The sequence below is a fragment of the Niallia taxi genome (genome assembly GCF_004005475.1).
Classification (GTDB): domain Bacteria; phylum Bacillota; class Bacilli; order Bacillales; family Cytobacillaceae; genus Niallia; species Niallia taxi.
The window spans coordinates 226,410-244,441 of the sequence record NZ_RZTZ01000003.1; the positions used below are offsets into that span (position 1 = coordinate 226,410).

An 18,032-nucleotide genomic window follows, 5' to 3' on the forward strand; every position below is an offset into this window, starting at 1 on the left:
TGTTCATCCTTTCTTTATAAGCTCCGTAAAGCCGCCAAGTAGCTCCATCCCCAGCTTGCTGCTTTTCTCAGGATGAAATTGCATTCCGTATACATTGCCTTTTCCGACTACTGCTGGCACTTCCTTGTTATAATCACTGCTGGCAATGATGATGTCATCGTTTGTTTCCGCATAGTAAGAATGGACGAAATAAACATAATCATTTGTTAATCCCGCAGTTAATTTTGAATCCTTCTTAAACTCAATCCGATTCCAGCCCATATGCGGCACTTTATATTTCTCACCATCTGCTGTTTCACCTGGAAAGCGGACGATCTTACCTGGCAATAAGTGCAGACCTTCTGCCTGACCATGCTCCTCGCTTTCATCAAAAAGGAGCTGCATGCCTAAGCAGATGCCAAGCAATGGCTTTTGGCTGTTAGCATATTGACGGATCATATCAGCTAAGCCTGATTCGTTCAGTTTTGCCATTGCATCCTTAAATGCCCCGACACCTGGCAGAATTAACGCATCTGCTTCCATCAGCTTCTCCGCATCCTCCGAAATGAAATAAGGAATGTCCAATCTTTCTAGTGCTTTGCTTACACTAAATAAATTGCCCATGCCATAATCGATAATTCCAAGCATTTTAAAGCATTCCTTTCGTGGATGGAATTCCTTTTACTCTTGGATCAATCGTAGTTGCCTCGTCAAGCGCTCTAGCCAACGCTTTGAAGATTGCTTCAATCATATGATGAGTGTTTTGCCCATAATGCAGGATGACATGCAAGTTTATTCTGGCTTCTAAGGCAAATTTCCATAAAAATTCATGAACAAGCTCTGTATCAAATGTCCCTACCTTACTGCTTGGAAATTCTGCCCGGAACTCAAGATGAGGACGATTGCTTAAATCCACCACCACTTGTGCCAATGTTTCATCCATTGGGACAAAGCTGTTTCCATAGCGTTTAATTCCCTTTTTATCACCTAGTGCTTCCTTCAATGCAAGACCAAGACAAATCCCAATATCCTCTGTTGTATGGTGGTCGTCAACCTCAATATCCCCATTTGCTTGAACTGTTAAGTTAAATTGACCATGCTTTGTAAAGAGATCAAGCATATGGTTCATAAAAGGTACGCCTGAATCAATTTCCGAAATGCCCTCCCCATCAATATTGTAGGACAATTGGATATTCGTTTCGCCTGTTTTCCTGCTTATCGCTGCTGTTCTTGCCATCTTTTAATCCTCCTGTAAAGAATATTACTTGTTTTTATATCTTGCTTCGATTGCTCTAGCATGTGCTTCCAAGCCTTCGAGGCGTGCAAATGCCGCAATCTTCTGGCCATTTAGTACAAACGCCTTTTCACTGTAGGAAATCACGCTCGATTTCTTTTGGAAGTCATCAACATTTAACGGACTGGAGAATCTAGCCGTTCCATTAGTCGGTAAAACATGGTTTGTCCCTGCAAAATAATCACCGACTGGCTCCGAGCTGTAACGCCCGAGAAAAATAGCACCAGCATGCTTGATTTTACCAAGCAGCTCAAACGGATTTTCTGTGATAATTTCCAGATGTTCAGGAGCAATTGCATTGATTGATTCTATCGCAAGATCCATTGTCTCGGTTAATACAATCAACCCAAAATCTTCAATAGATTTCTGAGCAATTTCTTTGCGTGGTAATTCGCTCAGCTGCTTTTCCACTTCTGCTGAAACTTGTTCAGCAAGCACTTGAGATGTTGTCACAAGAACAGCAGATGCTCTCGTGTCATGCTCTGCCTGTGACAGGAGGTCTGCAGCCACTTCATTTGCATTTGCTGTTTCATCAGCAAGAACAGCAATTTCACTTGGACCTGCAATCATATCAATGTCAACATCACCGTAAACTTCCCTTTTTGCTAGGGCTACAAAAACATTGCCTGGTCCGACAATTTTATCGACGCTGTTTATCGTTTCCGTTCCATATGCAAGGGCAGCAACCGCTTGTGCTCCTCCAGCCTTGTAGATTTCCTTTACACCAGCGATATGTGCGGCTACCAAAACTGCACTTGGCAATTTTCCATCTGCGTTCGGAGGGGACACCATGACGATTCTAGCAACGCCCGCGACCTTTGCGGGTACAACATTCATCAGAACAGATGAAGGATATGCCGCTGTCCCGCCTGGAACGTAAACACCAACTGAATCCAATGGTGTTATTTTTTGCCCGAGTATTGTGCCATCTTCCTTTGTTACCATCCACGAGGTTTTAAGCTGATTTTGGTGATAAGACCGAATATTTTCCGCCGCCTCTTCGATAATGGCTACCATTTCCTTATCAACATCTTCGTAGGCAGCTTCCAATTCTTCTTCGCTGACCAGAAGGCTTGATAAATCGGCCTGATCAAATTTCAACGTATATTCCTTCAATGCCTTATCGCCAGCGTTTTTCACATTCGCTATAATGTCCTTCACAATAATTCTCTGTTCTTCCGTCCCTGCATCCACAGATCGTTTCAGGTAGGAACTGTCTACACCATTTACAATTTTCATTCCGGTCTCCACTCCAAAATCTATTTTTGCACCGCTCTGACTACACCGTTAACACGGTCGACTAAATCACTTATTCGCTTATCCTTCATGCGATAGCTGACCGGATTAACAATAAGACGGGATGTAATATCAACAATTTTTTCATATTCAACAAGCCCATTTTCAACAAGCGTCTTTCCTGTAGAAACAATATCTACAATCCGATCTGTTAAGCCGATAATTGGCGCAATCTCAATAGAACCATTCAACTTAATGATCTCCACCTGTGAGCCTTGTTCACGAAAATATGCTGCAGCTACATTTGGATATTTTGTTGCAATTCGAGGTGCAATCTCATTTAATTTTGTATTTGGCAAGCCTGCAACTGCTAAGTAACAAGCACTTATTTTCAAGTCTAAAAGCTCATAAACATCTCTTTCTTCCTCCAGCATAACGTCCTTGCCTGCGATTCCTAAATCTGCAACACCATGTTCAACATATGTTGGAACATCCATAGGCTTTGCCAGTATAAACCGGAAGTTTTCTTCTTCTACATCAATAATTAGTTTTCTGGAGTCGTCAAATTCCTGTGGCAGCTGATAACCAGCTTCTCGTAAAAGCTCTGCTGCTTCTTCAAAAATCCTTCCTTTTGGCATGGCAATTGTTAGAATATCACTCATTTGACAACCTCCATTCCCGCTTTTCCGACTAGCAAGGTAATCTCATCATATTGCTTTGTACAAGCATCCACGTTGCCGACACCATTTATGTCCTGTGTAATCACTTTAAAGCCGTCCGCTCTTTTTTGCTTTGCCAGTTCGAATGCTTCTTTTCTTCTGTCACCACTGAATAGAATGCAGTGAATATCACTTTTTCTAACGAGACTTCCTAGTGCCTCCAGCAAATGATCTATGCGAATCGCAAACCCCGTTGCACCTGTGTTCTTTCCGAATTTAGCGAGGAGAAGATCATATCTGCCTCCACTTCCAATCGGAAAGCCAACCCCTTCGGCATATGCCTCATACAGAATCCCTGTGTAATAGCTCATATGGCTGACAAGTGTTAAATCAAAGCGAACTTGATTTTCAACACCGTAATCTAATAGGATGTCCCATAATTGCTGCAAGTCATCAATTGCTTGTGTTCCACTGCCATTTTCAATCAGCTTATATGCAAGAGGAATGATTTCCTCCCCGCCTCTTAGCTTCAGAAAATCGTGAAGCCTCTGTTTATCAATGCTAGACAACGAAAGATTATCCACATGCTGGCGATAGCCGACATAATTTTTCTCATACAAGTATTTCGTCAAGGCGTCTGCTCTTTCCTTTGTGCCCAGAATCTGTTCAAAAAAAGCTTGCACAAAGCCGATATGGCCAACAGAAAGCTGATATTTCTGCACGCCTGCCTTCTCTAAGGAGGATATCATCAGCGCTATCCCTTCGCCGTCTGCGCTAACTGTTTTGTCGCCAATATACTCGACACCAATTTGTTCAAACTCTGCAGGTCTGCCACCTTCTCTTTGCTGTGCTCGAAAAACAGAGGCATTATAAGCAAGGCGCAGTGGCAAGTCTTCATTCAATAGTTTAGAAGCTGCCACCCTTGCGATTGGTGCAGTCATATCAGGGCGAAGCACCAATGTATGTCCTTGCTGGTCCAGTAGCTTAAACAGCTGCTGATCTAAAATAGCGGAGGCTGCTCCAACTGTATCGTAGTACTCCAATGTTGGTGTCTCAATAAATTGATATCCCCATTGCTTTATTTCTTTGTCCATTTTTTGCTTTACTATATATTTTGTTTCATATATTTCAGGTAAACTATCTCTCATGCCTAATGGTTTTTCAAACATAAACAAGCTGCTCATTTTATACACCTCATAAAGAAGAATATTCCGAATACTTTAGTTCGCTAATATGCTAACAAATTAAAGGTTAGTTGTAGTTTACTCTTCCAATTCCTTTTGGTCAAGTAAAAAACACTGTTTTCTGACTTTTCTCTTTTATAAAAAAAAGCAACCCTAGCTCATGATCTTTTTCAAAATTGGCCTGACTTATTGCCGTTCCCTTTGAAATAAGACTCATTATTAGAGTTGCCCTATTTTATTCTTCTACTATATAAATCGGACTATTTTGTCGCCGCTTTTGCATCTCTTCCGCAGAATAGATGATTTGCATTGGATTACCGCCAACAAAACTGCCGGCAGGGACATCCTTATGAACAAGGGTGCCTGCAGAAACAACTGCTTTGTCGCCAATTTCCACACCAGGGAGAATTGTCGTATTCGCCCCAATCATCACTTCATCTCCGATTACTATCTCTCCAAGACGATACTCCTCAATGAGATACTCATGCGCCAAAATTGTGGTGTTATAGCCAATGACCGTATTTTTCCCCACTTTTATTTTTTCTGGGTACATAATGTCCACCATCACCATTAAAGCAAAGGAGGTTTCCTTGCCGACGGTCATTTTCAGTAGTTTACGATACATCCAGTTTTTCAATCCAAGAAACGGAGTATATCTTGCAAGCTGAATGACGATGAAATTTTTGATTACCTTCAGAAACGGAACTGTTTTATAAATATGCCATAAAGAGTTGGGACCGCTCACCGGATAGCGAGTCGTTCGTCTCATTTTACTTCCACTTCAAGAATAGTCAGCAGATCGCTCATATTATCCAAAAGATAATCTGGCTGCAAGGAAGCCAAGAAATCTCTACCTTTTAACGTCCATGCTACACCTGCTGTTTTTGTTCCCGCATTTTTCCCTGCAAGTATGTCATGAGAGTTGTCACCGACCATAATTGCTTCCTCAGGAGAAGACCCGAGCTGTTCCAGCGCCATTAAGACTGGTTCTGGATCAGGCTTTGCATTCTTCACATGATCAAGTGCAACAATGACATCAAAAAATTCATCCAGCTTCGTTAAACGCAAGCCCATATTGACTACATCTGACAACTTTGTCGTGACAATTCCAATCTTATAGCCATTTTCTTTTAATGTCTTAATCGTGTCATAAACACCTTCAAAAATTGTCACAATATTATCATGGTTAGCTATATTAAATGCTCTGTATTTAGCGACCATTTCCTCAGCCTTGTTTACATCTATCCCGCCGAATGTCTCCATTAAGGTTGGGCCCATGAATGGAATGACATCTTCGCGTTGATATTTACCAGGATAATAAATCTCTAATGTATGCAAAAATGATGAAATGATTAGTTCATTTGTATCGATAAGTGTTCCATCTAAATCAAATAGCAGTGTATTAATTTTTCCGTTCATCTTATCTTTCCTTTCTGACTTCTAGTTACCGCTCTCCAAATAGCGCTCGCTCGCCAATCCGGATTTCCTTCTGTAAATAACAGCCAGAATTGACACTACGATCAATGCCAAGGAAATAAGCTGCGCCATTCTTAAATCACCAACCATTAAACTGTCTGTTCTCATGCCTTCAATAAAGAACCGACCGATCGAGTACCAAATAATGTAAGAGAAGAATATTTCCCCTCTGCGTAAGTTAACTCTTCTTAATAACATTAAAATGATGAAACCAACGATATTCCATAAAGATTCATATAAAAATGTCGGGTGATAGTAAGTTCCATTTATATACATTTGGTCAATAATAAATTGAGGTAAATGCAAGCCTTCTAAAAACGAACGGCTCACTTCCCCGCCGTGTGCTTCCTGGTTCATAAAATTGCCCCAACGGCCAATCGCCTGACCTAAAATAATGCTTGGTGCTGCGATATCTGCCATTTTCCAAAACGAAATGCCCTTTTTCTTTGTAAATATGTATGTCGTTATAATGGCACCAATCAACGCACCATGAATGGCAATACCGCCATGCCATATTTTCGGAATATCTCCTAAATGGCTGCCGTAATAATCCCATTCAAAAATAACATAATAAATTCTGGCAGATATTATGGATATCGGAATAGCCCAAAGCATTAAGTCCGGGAAATCATCTTTTCCAAGGCCTCGCCTGTTTCCTTCCCGTATTGCCAAAATCAAAGCCAGGATAAGGCCTGTTCCGATAATAACACCATACCAACGAACATCTAGCCCTCCTATCGAAAATGCAATAGGATCAATCGGCTGTATATTCTCCACTACTATTCCTCCCTTTTTCCCCTTTAGTTATTTTTCTCTATAAGGCTATCATGCATTCTCGTGTGAAATCACGTTAGCAAGCTTGTTCGTAAATTGCTGTGCAGCATTTACACCCATTCTTTTCAGACGGAAGTTCATCGCTGCAACCTCAATGATAACTGCCAAGTTTCGTCCAGGACGAACAGGAATCGTCAGCTTAGTCACATCTGTATCAATAATTTTCATTTTCTCTTCATCTAAGCCTAAGCGGTCATACTGCTTGTTTTGTTCCCACAGCTCAAGAGACATGATGATGGAGATTTTTTTATCACTTCTGACAGCACCAGCTCCAAACAATGTCATCACATTGATAATACCTAATCCGCGAATTTCCAACAGATGCTCAATTAATTCAGGAGAGCGTCCGACAATTACTCCCTCGTCCTCTTGGCGAATCTCTACACAGTCATCTGCTACAAGACGATGTCCTCTTTTAACAAGCTCAAGTGCAGTCTCACTTTTACCAACACCGCTTTTTCCTGTGATAAGCACACCAACACCATAAATATCAACAAGCACGCCATGAACAGCAGTTGTCGGAGCTAGCTTGCGCTCAAGAAAGTTTGTCAGTCTGCTTGAGAATAAAGATGTCTTCTGTTTGGAACGCATAACAGGCACGGCATTTCTTTCAGCAGCTTCTATTAATTCTGCTGGTACCTCTTTACCTCTTGTGATGATAATTCCTGGCGTTATATCATTACAAAGCCTTGTCAGCCTTGTTTCCCGCTCCTCTTCACTTAGCTTCTCAGCAAATGTAAGCTCGGTTTTCCCAAGGAGCTGCACCCTTTCTGCAGGATAATAATCAAAATAACCTGCAAGCTCTAATCCAGGTCTAGATATATCACTTACCGTAATCGGTCTATTAATTCCTTCTTCACCACTGATTAGTTCTAAATCAAACTCTTCCATTACTTCTTTTATTAATACCTTAGCCAATGGGGTTCCTCCTTCAAAGGTTCAATGCTGCTTTAACTAAATAACTTTATCGCATCATCTTATTTTAGCATTATTCCATAAATTTATGCTAGATTCTGACTACGTTAATTGACGTTTTTCGGATAGCTTTTTTCTAGGAAAAGAAAAAAGGCCGACACAAATGCGTCGCCTTTTCCACATGCTAAAACCATCTTAACAAATCTACTTTTCACTTTTCAGCATTGTATTCTGAATAATGATATTAAAGAGAGAAAGCAGGACACTTGCAAGCATGCTCATGCCAAAGCTTGAAATCTCAAAGCTGTCTCCCATTAAGTGATCTGTTAAAGAAAGGGTAATTGCATTGATTACAAATAAAAACAAACCTAAGGATAGTATTGTTACAGGGAGTGTCAAAAGAATCAAGATAGGCTTAACAACAATATTTAGCAAGGACAAAATAACACTTGCTCCAATTGCTGCTCCTATACCAGAAAGGTAAAACGAATCTTTAAACAACCCTGCCAACGCAATGAAAAACACTGCATTTATAACAATACCTAATAACCACTTCATATTTTCCTACACCTCATTTGGAAGAACAAACGTCAATAATAAGTAAATTAACACTAGCGAAAACCCAGTCGGAATTAATGCCAGGACGAAAATTACTCTTAATAGATTTGCATTAACATTGATACTTTCTGCAAGTCCACCGATAACTCCTGCTAACTTCCGATTATTTGTTGAGCGCACTAATTTCTTCATATTGTCCCCTTTCGAAGATTACTGCTGCTCCCGCTTTTTAATTTTGATGGATCCAGTTTTTGTATTTGCTTCAATTTTGGTTCGTTTATCTAATGATTGAATGGACTGGAACTGCATCACCTTTTGGAGCACATCATTTTTTTCCTCTATTATTTGTATACCCTCCAGTTCAACATTAAATCCACCAAAATTAGTCTTTAAATTCCCAGTAACAGCAATCTGATCTGGAACTTGAACCTCAATACTTCCAGTTGTGCCGTTTAACTCAAGCACGTCAATATCTTCTGAATGATTGATGCAAAGGATATTGCCATTAAATGATTGCAGGTCGACCTTTTGGAAGAAACCTTCTGCCTTGATTGCACCATTTAATGTTTCTCCATCAAGCTTTTCAATCACACTGTTTTCAATGACAATACTGCCGTTTGCCGCATCTGCCTCCAGCTTTTCGCTTTGGCCGGCATTTATGGTAATTTTTCCGTTTGCTGTTTTCGCATAAAGCTGATCTGCCAGTAAATCGTATGTTTTAATGGAGCCCGTAAATAATCTAACCTTCGCTATATGATAAGCGTTTTTCGGAATATAAAACTTTGTCTGTAATTTCATCCACTTATGATTCACTTTAAGCTCTAAGATATCTTCCTTCGCCTTTACTTGCACTTCCTTCAAGAACAGTTCCTTTGCCTGTTCAGTCGAATCCACTCTGTATATCTTCGCCTTGCACTCAATGCGAATTTCATCTTGGTCCCAAGGAATAAGCTCTACTTCACCGTTTGGTATATCAACATCTATGTTTTTTGGAAATACCTCTGTAAATTGAAAAATATGAGATACTTCTTCATGTCTTGTAATATTTAACTGATCGAAGTCTACTTCCTTTACTTTTTTGACTGCATTATCTACAAAGTCGAACAATTTCTCTTTCGCCGATTGAAATTTAAAAGCTGATTGCTGATATGGATCTTTCTTCTTTTCTTGAAAAACAGAATCGTCAGCAAGAGTCTCTTCACTGTTAAGTTTTTTAGCTAAATCCGCTTCATCTGCCTTTTCGATTAAAGACAGAGCCTCTTCTATCGTAAGCTTCCCTTCTTCCAACAGTTGCAAAATTCTTCTTTTTTCATCAGCCATTCTAAATGCCTCCCCATATACTTGTTATATATTTCCCTGCTTAAGTAAAACTTTAAGCTTTGAGCATAATACTTGCCGCATCTTTTCTTTATGTCCATTCTTCACCTGTCGCTTACTAAAAATACAGTGATAAGCAGGATTTTTTACTTGCTTCCCTTTCCTATTACTACGAATGAAACAATCTTAAAGTTTCATCTAAGCTGGGAATAAAACATTTCTTTCTATCGTATGAGCAGTGTTAAGGATTAAGAATAATGTCCACAAGCAAATGCCTGTGGTGATTTATACAAAAAACCGGCTTAGAGAGTAAACTCTAAAGCCGGCTGTAGAGAAAAGCTTATCCTGTTGTTATTTCTTCCGCTTCTTTGATGCTTTTCTTCATACGCAAACGGTCTCTTTCAAGGATGGGCTTTAAATACTTACCAGTATACGAACCTTTCAGTTCAGCAACTTCTTCAGGTGTGCCGCTTCCTAAAATAGTTCCGCCCTTGTCTCCTCCTTCAGGACCAAGGTCAATAATAAAGTCAGTTGCCTTAATTACATCCAGATTATGTTCAATAACAAGGACAGTTTCTCCATTATCTACAAGACGCTGCAAAACAACTAGCAGTCTCGAAATGTCATCAACATGCAGCCCTGTCGTCGGTTCATCTAAAATATAAAAGGTTTTTCCTGTTGATCTTTTATGAAGCTCAGAAGCAAGCTTGACCCTTTGTGCTTCACCGCCAGACAGGGTTGTCGCCGGCTGGCCAAGTTTAATATATCCAAGACCAACATCTACTATTGTTTGCAGCTTACGGTGTATTTTCGGGATATTTTCAAAGAAGGATACTGCATCCTCCACAGTCATATCAAGTACATCTGAGATATTTTTTCCTTTGTATTGCACTTCGAGTGTTTCTCTGTTATATCGTTTCCCATGACAAACCTCACATGGAACATAAACATCCGGCAGGAAGTGCATTTCAATTTTGATAATACCGTCACCGCGGCAAGCTTCACATCTTCCGCCTTTCACATTAAAGCTGAACCTGCCTTTTTTATAGCCTCGCACCTTTGCTTCATTCGTTGTGGAATAAACGTCACGAATATCATCAAACACACCAGTATATGTGGCCGGATTTGATCTTGGCGTACGGCCAATAGGCGATTGGTCAATATCAATGACCTTTTCAAGCTGCTCGATCCCTTTGATTTCCTTATGCTCTCCTGGCTTTGCTTTCGCTCTGTTGAGCTTCTGAGCAAGGCTTTTATGAAGTATCTCATTTACCAAGGTGCTTTTCCCTGAACCAGATACTCCAGTTACTGCTGTAAACACACCTAACGGAATTTTGACATCGACATTTTTGAGATTATTTTCGTTCGCCCCAATAATCTCTATTTCTCTGCCATCACTTTTTCTTCTTTCTAACGGCAATGGAATAAACTTCTTGCCTGACAAATATTGACCCGTAATAGAATTATCATCCGCCATTACTTCCTGCGGTGTTCCTGTCGATATGATTTGGCCGCCATGCACACCAGCACCTGGTCCCACATCAATAAGATAATCTGCTTCCATCATGGTATCTTCATCATGTTCTACAACAATTAACGTGTTCCCGATATCCCGCATATGCTTCAATGTATCAATCAGCTTGTCATTATCCCTTTGATGCAGCCCAATGGAGGGCTCATCCAATATATAAAGGACACCAGTTAATCTTGAACCTATTTGGGTTGCGAGCCTAATTCGCTGTGCTTCTCCGCCTGACAACGTCCCTGCAGCTCTGCTCAGCGTTAAATAATCCAAGCCAACATTATTAAGGAACCCAAGTCGTTCTGAAATTTCACGAAGAATAAGATTGGCAATTTGCTGTTCCTTTTGAGTTAACGTTAGGTTTTCAAAGAATTTTTTCCCTTCGATGACCGATTTCTCTGTCACTTGGCCGATATGCAAGCCGTTTACAAACACAGCTTGAGCTTCCTTCTTTAAGCGATAGCCTTTGCATGTCGGGCAATCCTGTTGAGCCATATATTTTTCCATCTGTTCACGAATGAAGTCAGAGCTCGTTTCTTTATATCTTCTCTCCACATTGCGAACAACACCCTCAAACTGGATATCATTTTCCCTTACTTGTCCAAAATCATTTTCATACCGGAAATGGATTTTTTCCTTTCCAGACCCGTAAAGAATTTTATCAAGCATATTTTTCGGAATATCCTTAACAGGTATATTCATGTCAATGCCATAATGGTTGCAGACACTTTCCAAAAGCTGCGGATAGTATTGGGAGCTGATTGATTCCCATGGCGCAATCGCATTTTCCTTTAATGTCAAATTAGGATTAGGAATGACAAGCTCGATATCCACCTCAAGCCTTGTTCCAAGTCCGTCACATTCAGGACATGCGCCAAATGGGCTGTTGAAGGAAAATAATCTTGGCTCTAATTCTCCAATAGAAAAACCGCAAATCGGGCAGGCATGATGTTCACTGAATAACAGCTCTTCTTCCCCGATCACGTCAATGATTACTTTTCCGCCGCCAAATTGCAGGGCTGACTCCAGTGAATCTGCAAGACGCTGAGAAATTCCTTCCTTGACAACAAGCCGGTCAATAACTACTTCAATACTGTGTTTCTTATTTTTCTCCAGCTCAATATCATCACTCAGCTCATGCATTTCTCCGTCAATTCTGACACGCACGTATCCTTGCTTCTTAATATCCTCGAGCACTTTCACATGTGCTCCTTTTCTGCCGGAAATAACAGGAGCAAGCACCTGAATTTTCGTTCTTTCCGGGTATTCCAATATCCGGTCAACCATCTGTTCAATCGTTTGGGACGTGATTTCAACACCATGCTCTGGACATACTGGTCTGCCGATTCTTGCATACAATAACCGCAAATAATCGTAAATTTCCGTAACTGTTCCTACAGTGGATCTTGGATTGCGACTTGTCGTTTTTTGATCAATTGAAATAGCAGGAGAAAGCCCCTCGATCGAGTCAACATCCGGCTTATCCATCTGGCCGAGGAATTGGCGGGCATATGCTGATAATGACTCCACATAGCGCCTTTGTCCCTCTGCATAAATGGTGTCAAAGGCCAGAGAGGATTTCCCTGAGCCTGACAGTCCAGTTATCACGACAAGCTTATCCCTTGGTATTGTGATATCAATATTTTTAAGATTATGTGCTCTTGCACCTTTTACAATCAATTTATCCTTTGCCATTTAAGCCTTCACCCCTCTGCCTTAAGCTCAAGAAGCAAATCGCGAAGCTCTGCAGCCCTTTCGAAATTGAGGGCTTTTGCCGCTTCCTTCATTTCTGCTTCCATTTGTGCAATCATTGCTTCTTTGTCTTTTTTCGTTAACTTTTCCAGCTTGGCAGATGCAGAATACTCTTCTGGTTCCTCTGCAGCCTGTGTTGCTCTGATTGAATCTCTGATGCCTTTTTGGATGGTTTGCGGTGTGATGCCGTGCTTCTCATTGTATTCCTCTTGGATAGCTCGGCGACGCTTCGTTTCATTTATCGCTATCTCCATGGAGTTTGTCATCTTATCTGCGTACATAATGACATGCCCATTTGAGTTTCTTGCCGCACGCCCGATTGTTTGAATCAGCGAACGCTCAGAACGAAGGAAGCCCTCTTTGTCTGCATCCAAAATAGTCACAAGGGATACCTCCGGAATATCAAGCCCTTCCCGCAACAGATTAATACCTACAAGTACATCATATTTGCCTAAACGGAGCTCACGGATAATTTCGATCCGCTCCAATGTCTTCACTTCAGAATGGAGATATTGAACCTTAATACCGATTTCCTTCAGATAATCCGTCAGGTCCTCAGACATTTTTTTCGTTAAGGTAGTAACCAATATCCTTTCATTCTTCTTAATACGCTCTTGAATTTCACCGATTAAATCATCTATCTGACCTTCTATCGGACGGATATCTATCGTTGGATCAAGCAATCCTGTCGGTCTGATAATCTGTTCGATCATTTCCGGAGTATGCTCAATTTCATACGGACCAGGTGTTGCCGAAACACAAATCATCTGATTAATATGCTCCTCGAATTCACCGAATGTTAATGGCCTGTTGTCCAATGCAGACGGCAAGCGGAAGCCATGGTCAACAAGCACCCCTTTACGCGCTTGGTCTCCATTGTACATTCCCCTTACTTGAGGCAATGTAACATGGGACTCGTCAATGACAAGCAGGAAGTCCTTTGGAAAGAAGTCCAATAATGTATATGGTGTGGAGCCTGGCGGCCTTAATGTCAAATGGCGGGAGTAGTTTTCAATTCCCGAACAAAAGCCCATTTCCCTCATCATTTCCAAATCATATCGGCAGCGCTGTTCAAGGCGCTGAGCCTCTAACAGCTTATTGTCCTCTCTTAGCTTTTCAAGCCGTTCGTCCAGCTCTTTTTCGATATTCTCTATTGCTATTTTCATTTTTTCTTCTCGTGTAACGAAGTGGGATGCCGGGAATATGGAAACATGATTCCTTTCTCCATAAATCTCTCCTGTCAATGCATCTACTTCACGAATGCGGTCGATTTCATCTCCAAAAAACTCTACTCTAATGCAGCGCTCGTCACGGGATGCCGGAAAGATCTCGACGACATCTCCTCTTACGCGGAATGTTCCCCGCTTAAAATCAATATCATTACGGTCATACTGAACATCCACAAGCCTGCGAAGAAGCTGGTTGCGTTCAATCTCCATACCTGTTCTTAACGAAACAACCATTTCCTTGTACTCTTCAGGAGAACCTAAGCCATAAATACAGGAAACGCTGGCAATGATGATAACATCCTCCCTCTCAAACAGCGAGGCTGTTGCCGAGTGACGGAGCTTATCTATCTCATCATTGATACTTGCATCCTTTTCTATGAAGGTATCTGTGCTTGGCACATATGCTTCTGGCTGATAATAATCATAATAGCTGACAAAATACTCCACAGCATTATTCGGGAAAAACTCCTTAAATTCACTGTAAAGCTGACCTGCTAATGTTTTGTTATGCGCAATAATTAATGTCGGTTTTTTCACCTCTTTGATGACATTGCTGACAGTAAATGTTTTCCCTGTCCCTGTAGCACCAAGGAGCGTTTGGATTTTCTTGCCTGAATTTATTCCAGAAACGAGCTCTTTAATTGCTGCGGGCTGGTCCCCTTGAGGGGAATATTTAGAAACTAATTCGAATTCTTGGCTCACTGTAATCCTCCTGTTTCATTTATCTGTAAGGTAAGTATCTTAAGGTTCACCAGTTTAAAAATTGTAGCTTATATGTAAATGTTAAGGAAACATTCTATAAACGCACACCGTTTTTCCTAATTGAAATGTAAGAAATTGATATATCACCATTCTACCACAAACTGCCCTATTCAAACCAACAATATGCGAACGAATATTCCCCTTTTTGTTTTTTTCTTCTTCCTTTATTATGATGGCTTTCCAAACTTGTATGCTCTTCTGAAAAAAAGAATGGCCTTCCTAACAGATGATTTCTCCACAAAGGATAATATCACCTGGCAGGAAGGCCATTTTTTTTCTATCTTTATTCAGCTGGTTTAGCCGCGCGTTTTATTAACCTATGGCTAAGCCAAAATCCCGCTGTGAGGGAGAATGAATCAATTACAATCAGCAAAAGAGAATTCGTATAGCCCTTATACGCAGAGGCAGCGATCAGTGCAACAGTCAGCACTAAGGCAAGTACACGGTTGTACGCTACCCTTGTAAAAAGCAATACTAATAATCCAGGAAAAATGAGTGCTGCTAAATAGATCATTTTATAATGATACACCTCTTTTTTTGCTTGAGCGTTAATTATCCTTCATTAACCGTAATACCCAGTCTTGACAATGCACTGGCGAGGTTGTTGAAAATGGGAATTTTACTAAAGTCTACACCTAGCTGGATTGCCGTCTGTGCCACTTCTGGACGCAAGCCGGATAGATAAGCACTAACCCCAATAAGGTTCAATGCATGGATAACATGAAAGATTTGCTGTGCTACCATTGTATCAATTATCGGTACTCCCGATAAGTCAATAAATAGCTTTTCCATATTGTTATTATTACATTGCTTCAGTGTAGTTTCCATAATAATATTTGCTCTTTGTGTATCAATATCGCCAATTAATGGAAGCACCCCTATTCCCTTCGTAATTGGAATAACAGGGCTGCTTAATTCATAAATTGTCTCTTGCTGTGCGGAAAGCTGATGATGCTTAAACTTATCATAGTATTCAATAAAAATATTCGTAAAAATATCAAATGCATAGTTTGCTAGACGCAGCCAATTGAACATATTACTAACTGTCAAATGCTCGCCAGATTCCTCAGCAAATTTTTGAATATACTTAAACAAGATTGATTTAACACAAGTAAGCTGCTCTATTGATTCCAAAATCGGCACAAGGTCTTGTGATCTTTGTTTTGCAACCTTTACAGCCCATTCAGCAATGCTTGTTCGATAGACGTCCTCCTCTGAATTAAAGACATGAAGAACGTTTTTCACCAATGTTTGATAGCTGCTAATCAGCTCTTCTCTAATTGGCTGTCCCTCTTCAATTTTGTAAAAAACAGAATCGCTTGCGCTTAATGTTTTAATCCATTCCTCTGCCATAAATTCTATATGTTCATTTAAATAGATGTATAGTTTTTGTTTGCAATCTGACACGTAATTCCCCTCCTGAAAGTTTGCGACGGTCCAATCTTTAAAATTGCGAGTTTTTATCTTTTAATCACTATCTAGAAGGATATCTCCATAGTAATTGTACTATAAAAAGCCCGCATCTTAACAGAAAAGGAGCTTGTCCGAATGAATCAAATGCATTTTACAGCTGTTGACCAAACTTTAAGAAAGGAATTACCTCATTTGCAGTTTGCAGCATTTAATTTTTTATATAGGTCTTAGAAATACTTAGTTTTTTATAAGCCCTGTGGCAATAACTTGAAAAAGCGGCTTCACAGAAGAAGATCTTTTTTTAGCATTGCTCAACATGACAATAATTTCATTCAATTCTTGCGGAGAAAGTTCTTCTATTATCCAATCTGCCAACTCCTGATGGCTTATAGATATGTTCTGAAAAGGAATTTTGATTGTCCGACATTGCATAAGCTCTTTTCTGAGTATATTCATATGATATTCATATTTTGATAACCCATTTTGTTCAACTTGATTAACCCTCTGTGTACGATCCTCTTTATACATAGTTGCACCTCACTTTGGTTACATACAATTGTAGACATTTTAGTTTCAGTAACTTCTTTATTTAAGTGTAAATATATCTACTTGATAAGTAGAGGTCAATCATGAAAGGCAGTATCCTCCTTATATGGAAGGAAATTAGGAATAATGTCGTATGCCGCCTAGGGATATAGTCTATTCCGCTCCAAATTAATATAAGGTAGAATTTACTATATATTTTACATATTACTTTTACCCTGTTTCTACGTTCATACACTCCAATGCTTCATGATTTCTAGGAGGAGGAATCAATATGGATATTGAAAAAATAAAAACAAAATACATCGGAACAAAAATAAATGAAGATATCTTTTCAAATTCCATTGAAGGTCTTTTACTATTAAAAAAAGGCGCTGTTTTGGATGATACCCATATTGAACTGCTTATAAACCACAAAGTAGATATTAATTCTTTAAATTTATTGTCAGAGGCCTCCAAGCCCTTATCCGTTGAGGATGCTTACTTGACGCTTATTGAGCAAGTAAAAGAAACATTTTCCGCTATAATCACTAAAAGTGAGGATGGTCTGGAGAAAATGCTCTTAGACTATGAAAATTTGATAGAATTAGCGATACAAGACATTTCTATTTTAGATATAATTCTCGATGAATCTCTTGCAAGCAGCTCTATTTATAAGCACAGTATAAATGTAGGTATCATAGCTGCTCTTATTGGTAATACGTTAGGATACTCTGCAAAGAACTATCATTTATTAAGCCAAATGGGTTTATTTCACGATATTGGTATGCTCCTGATAAATGAGGATATCCTTCACAAAAAGACAAAGCTGACACATTCTGAATATAAAGAAATCCAAAAACATACAACATTAGGAAAAAGCATTCTTTTTTCTATTAATTCACTAGACATTATCATTTCAAGAACAGCACTGCTTCATCATGAAAAAATTAATGGTAACGGCTATCCTTATAACCGCAAGGAAAAGGATATTCCATTCATGATTCAAATTATTTCAGTTGCTGACATTTTTAACAGTATGTGCTCCAATCCCTGGCACCAAAAGAAAAAAAACTATTTTGAAGCGATAAACGAATTGGTTGACGAAGCACATGGGAATTCTTTGAACCCTGCCATCGTTATTCCGTTTGCTTCCTACCTCATGCGAAAACAGCTTTTTAACAAAGTAACATTAACAACCGAGCAAACAGCGGAAATTATTTTTATCCACCAAAATGAGCCCCATTTGCCACTAGTACGTATTAAAGATGATTATTTAGATTTAAGAAAAACGTCCTCTATAAAAATAAAAGGACAAGCATAACGGCTGGGTCAGAAAACATCTAAAAAAATACAAAAAAGGCACAGATAATCTGCGCC

Annotated in this window: 18 protein-coding genes; 1 reads left to right on the forward strand and 17 read right to left on the reverse strand. The window is 39.8% G+C overall.

Features of this window, described 5'->3' with window-relative positions; genetic code table 11:
• Positions 1 to 3 precede the first annotated feature (3 nt).
• The 17 genes from hisH to EM808_RS10525 all read right to left on the reverse strand — a co-directional run bounded on the left by hisH (position 4) and on the right by EM808_RS10525 (position 16,658).
• Complete coding sequence (gene hisH, locus EM808_RS10445; RefSeq protein WP_127738153.1) at positions 4 to 627, reverse strand: imidazole glycerol phosphate synthase subunit HisH; 624 nt, start codon at positions 625 to 627, stop codon at positions 4 to 6.
• A 1-nt stretch (position 628) separates the two neighbouring features.
• Positions 629 to 1,216, reverse strand: a complete 588-nt coding sequence (hisB, locus tag EM808_RS10450) for an imidazoleglycerol-phosphate dehydratase HisB (protein ID WP_127738154.1) — start codon at positions 1,214 to 1,216, stop codon at positions 629 to 631.
• Positions 1,217 to 1,240: 24 nt separating this feature from the next.
• On the reverse strand, positions 1,241 to 2,512 hold the full coding sequence (gene hisD, locus EM808_RS10455) for a histidinol dehydrogenase (RefSeq protein ID WP_127738155.1): 1,272 nt from the start codon (positions 2,510 to 2,512) through the stop codon (positions 1,241 to 1,243).
• A 20-nt stretch (positions 2,513 to 2,532) separates the two neighbouring features.
• Entirely contained in the window at positions 2,533 to 3,171 is a 639-nt protein-coding gene (gene hisG, locus EM808_RS10460; RefSeq protein ID WP_127738156.1) for an ATP phosphoribosyltransferase, read from the reverse strand.
• The gene (locus tag EM808_RS10465) at positions 3,168 to 4,352 is read right to left on the reverse strand and encodes an ATP phosphoribosyltransferase regulatory subunit (RefSeq protein WP_127738157.1); all 1,185 of its coding nucleotides are present in this window, start codon (positions 4,350 to 4,352) and stop codon (positions 3,168 to 3,170) included. The genes hisG and EM808_RS10465 overlap by 4 nt, the downstream gene beginning before the upstream one ends.
• Positions 4,353 to 4,587: 235 nt before the next feature.
• Complete coding sequence (locus EM808_RS10470; protein ID WP_127738158.1) at positions 4,588 to 5,121, reverse strand: acyltransferase; 534 nt, start codon at positions 5,119 to 5,121, stop codon at positions 4,588 to 4,590.
• Entirely contained in the window at positions 5,118 to 5,771 is a 654-nt protein-coding gene (ppaX, locus tag EM808_RS10475; protein WP_127738159.1) for a pyrophosphatase PpaX, read from the reverse strand. The genes EM808_RS10470 and ppaX overlap by 4 nt, the downstream gene beginning before the upstream one ends.
• Positions 5,772 to 5,792: 21 nt before the next feature.
• The gene (gene lgt / locus EM808_RS10480; RefSeq protein ID WP_213084033.1) at positions 5,793 to 6,605 is read right to left on the reverse strand and encodes a prolipoprotein diacylglyceryl transferase; all 813 of its coding nucleotides are present in this window, start codon (positions 6,603 to 6,605) and stop codon (positions 5,793 to 5,795) included.
• Positions 6,606 to 6,653: 48 nt separating this feature from the next.
• Positions 6,654 to 7,580, reverse strand: a complete 927-nt coding sequence (hprK, locus tag EM808_RS10485) for an HPr(Ser) kinase/phosphatase (RefSeq protein ID WP_127738161.1) — start codon at positions 7,578 to 7,580, stop codon at positions 6,654 to 6,656.
• Positions 7,581 to 7,781: 201 nt separating this feature from the next.
• The gene (locus EM808_RS10490) at positions 7,782 to 8,135 is read right to left on the reverse strand and encodes a phage holin family protein (protein ID WP_127738162.1); all 354 of its coding nucleotides are present in this window, start codon (positions 8,133 to 8,135) and stop codon (positions 7,782 to 7,784) included.
• A gap of 6 nt (positions 8,136 to 8,141) precedes the next feature.
• On the reverse strand, positions 8,142 to 8,327 hold the full coding sequence (locus tag EM808_RS10495) for a PspC domain-containing protein (protein WP_127738163.1): 186 nt from the start codon (positions 8,325 to 8,327) through the stop codon (positions 8,142 to 8,144).
• Between the two features lie 18 nt (positions 8,328 to 8,345).
• The gene (locus EM808_RS10500; protein WP_127738164.1) at positions 8,346 to 9,455 is read right to left on the reverse strand and encodes a DUF4097 family beta strand repeat-containing protein; all 1,110 of its coding nucleotides are present in this window, start codon (positions 9,453 to 9,455) and stop codon (positions 8,346 to 8,348) included.
• Positions 9,456 to 9,792: 337 nt separating this feature from the next.
• Positions 9,793 to 12,669 (reverse strand): excinuclease ABC subunit UvrA, encoded by a 2,877-nt coding sequence (uvrA, locus tag EM808_RS10505; RefSeq protein WP_127738165.1) that lies wholly within the window; start codon positions 12,667 to 12,669, stop codon positions 9,793 to 9,795.
• An 8-nt stretch (positions 12,670 to 12,677) separates the two neighbouring features.
• The gene (uvrB, locus tag EM808_RS10510) at positions 12,678 to 14,657 is read right to left on the reverse strand and encodes an excinuclease ABC subunit UvrB (RefSeq protein WP_127738166.1); all 1,980 of its coding nucleotides are present in this window, start codon (positions 14,655 to 14,657) and stop codon (positions 12,678 to 12,680) included.
• 343 nt (positions 14,658 to 15,000) lie between these two features.
• Positions 15,001 to 15,231, reverse strand: a complete 231-nt coding sequence (locus EM808_RS10515; protein ID WP_127738352.1) for a CsbA family protein — start codon at positions 15,229 to 15,231, stop codon at positions 15,001 to 15,003.
• 38 nt (positions 15,232 to 15,269) lie between these two features.
• Positions 15,270 to 16,124: an STAS domain-containing protein gene (locus tag EM808_RS10520; protein WP_127738167.1), complete on the reverse strand. Its 855-nt coding sequence runs from the start codon at positions 16,122 to 16,124 to the stop codon at positions 15,270 to 15,272.
• 243 nt (positions 16,125 to 16,367) lie between these two features.
• Entirely contained in the window at positions 16,368 to 16,658 is a 291-nt protein-coding gene (locus tag EM808_RS10525; protein ID WP_127738168.1) for a hypothetical protein, read from the reverse strand.
• A 289-nt stretch (positions 16,659 to 16,947) separates the two neighbouring features.
• Between EM808_RS10525 and EM808_RS10530 the strand changes: the two genes are divergently transcribed.
• Entirely contained in the window at positions 16,948 to 17,976 is a 1,029-nt protein-coding gene (locus EM808_RS10530) for an HD-GYP domain-containing protein (RefSeq protein WP_127738169.1), read from the forward strand.
• The last annotated feature ends 56 nt before the right edge of the window (positions 17,977 to 18,032 follow it).

Bases quoted from the DNA above. Each gene is read 5' to 3' on its own strand.
- EM808_RS10495 (WP_127738163.1), bottom strand. From the start codon at position 8,327: ATGAAGAAATTAGTGCGCTCAACAAATAATCGGAAGTTAGCAGGAGTT.
- hisG (WP_127738156.1), bottom strand. From the start codon at position 3,171: ATGAGTGATATTCTAACAATTGCCATGCCAAAAGGAAGGATTTTTGAA.
- hisD (WP_127738155.1), bottom strand. From the start codon at position 2,512: ATGAAAATTGTAAATGGTGTAGACAGTTCCTACCTGAAACGATCTGTG.
- EM808_RS10530 (WP_127738169.1), top strand. From the start codon at position 16,948: ATGGATATTGAAAAAATAAAAACAAAATACATCGGAACAAAAATAAAT.
- ppaX (WP_127738159.1), bottom strand. From the start codon at position 5,771: ATGAACGGAAAAATTAATACACTGCTATTTGATTTAGATGGAACACTT.
- EM808_RS10515 (WP_127738352.1), bottom strand. From the start codon at position 15,231: ATGATCTATTTAGCAGCACTCATTTTTCCTGGATTATTAGTATTGCTT.
- EM808_RS10470 (WP_127738158.1), bottom strand. From the start codon at position 5,121: ATGAGACGAACGACTCGCTATCCGGTGAGCGGTCCCAACTCTTTATGG.
- uvrA (WP_127738165.1), bottom strand. From the start codon at position 12,669: ATGGCAAAGGATAAATTGATTGTAAAAGGTGCAAGAGCACATAATCTT.
- hisH (WP_127738153.1), bottom strand. From the start codon at position 627: ATGCTTGGAATTATCGATTATGGCATGGGCAATTTATTTAGTGTAAGC.
- EM808_RS10465 (WP_127738157.1), bottom strand. From the start codon at position 4,352: ATGAGCAGCTTGTTTATGTTTGAAAAACCATTAGGCATGAGAGATAGT.
- EM808_RS10500 (WP_127738164.1), bottom strand. From the start codon at position 9,455: ATGGCTGATGAAAAAAGAAGAATTTTGCAACTGTTGGAAGAAGGGAAG.
- EM808_RS10490 (WP_127738162.1), bottom strand. From the start codon at position 8,135: ATGAAGTGGTTATTAGGTATTGTTATAAATGCAGTGTTTTTCATTGCG.
- EM808_RS10525 (WP_127738168.1), bottom strand. From the start codon at position 16,658: ATGTATAAAGAGGATCGTACACAGAGGGTTAATCAAGTTGAACAAAAT.
- hisB (WP_127738154.1), bottom strand. From the start codon at position 1,216: ATGGCAAGAACAGCAGCGATAAGCAGGAAAACAGGCGAAACGAATATC.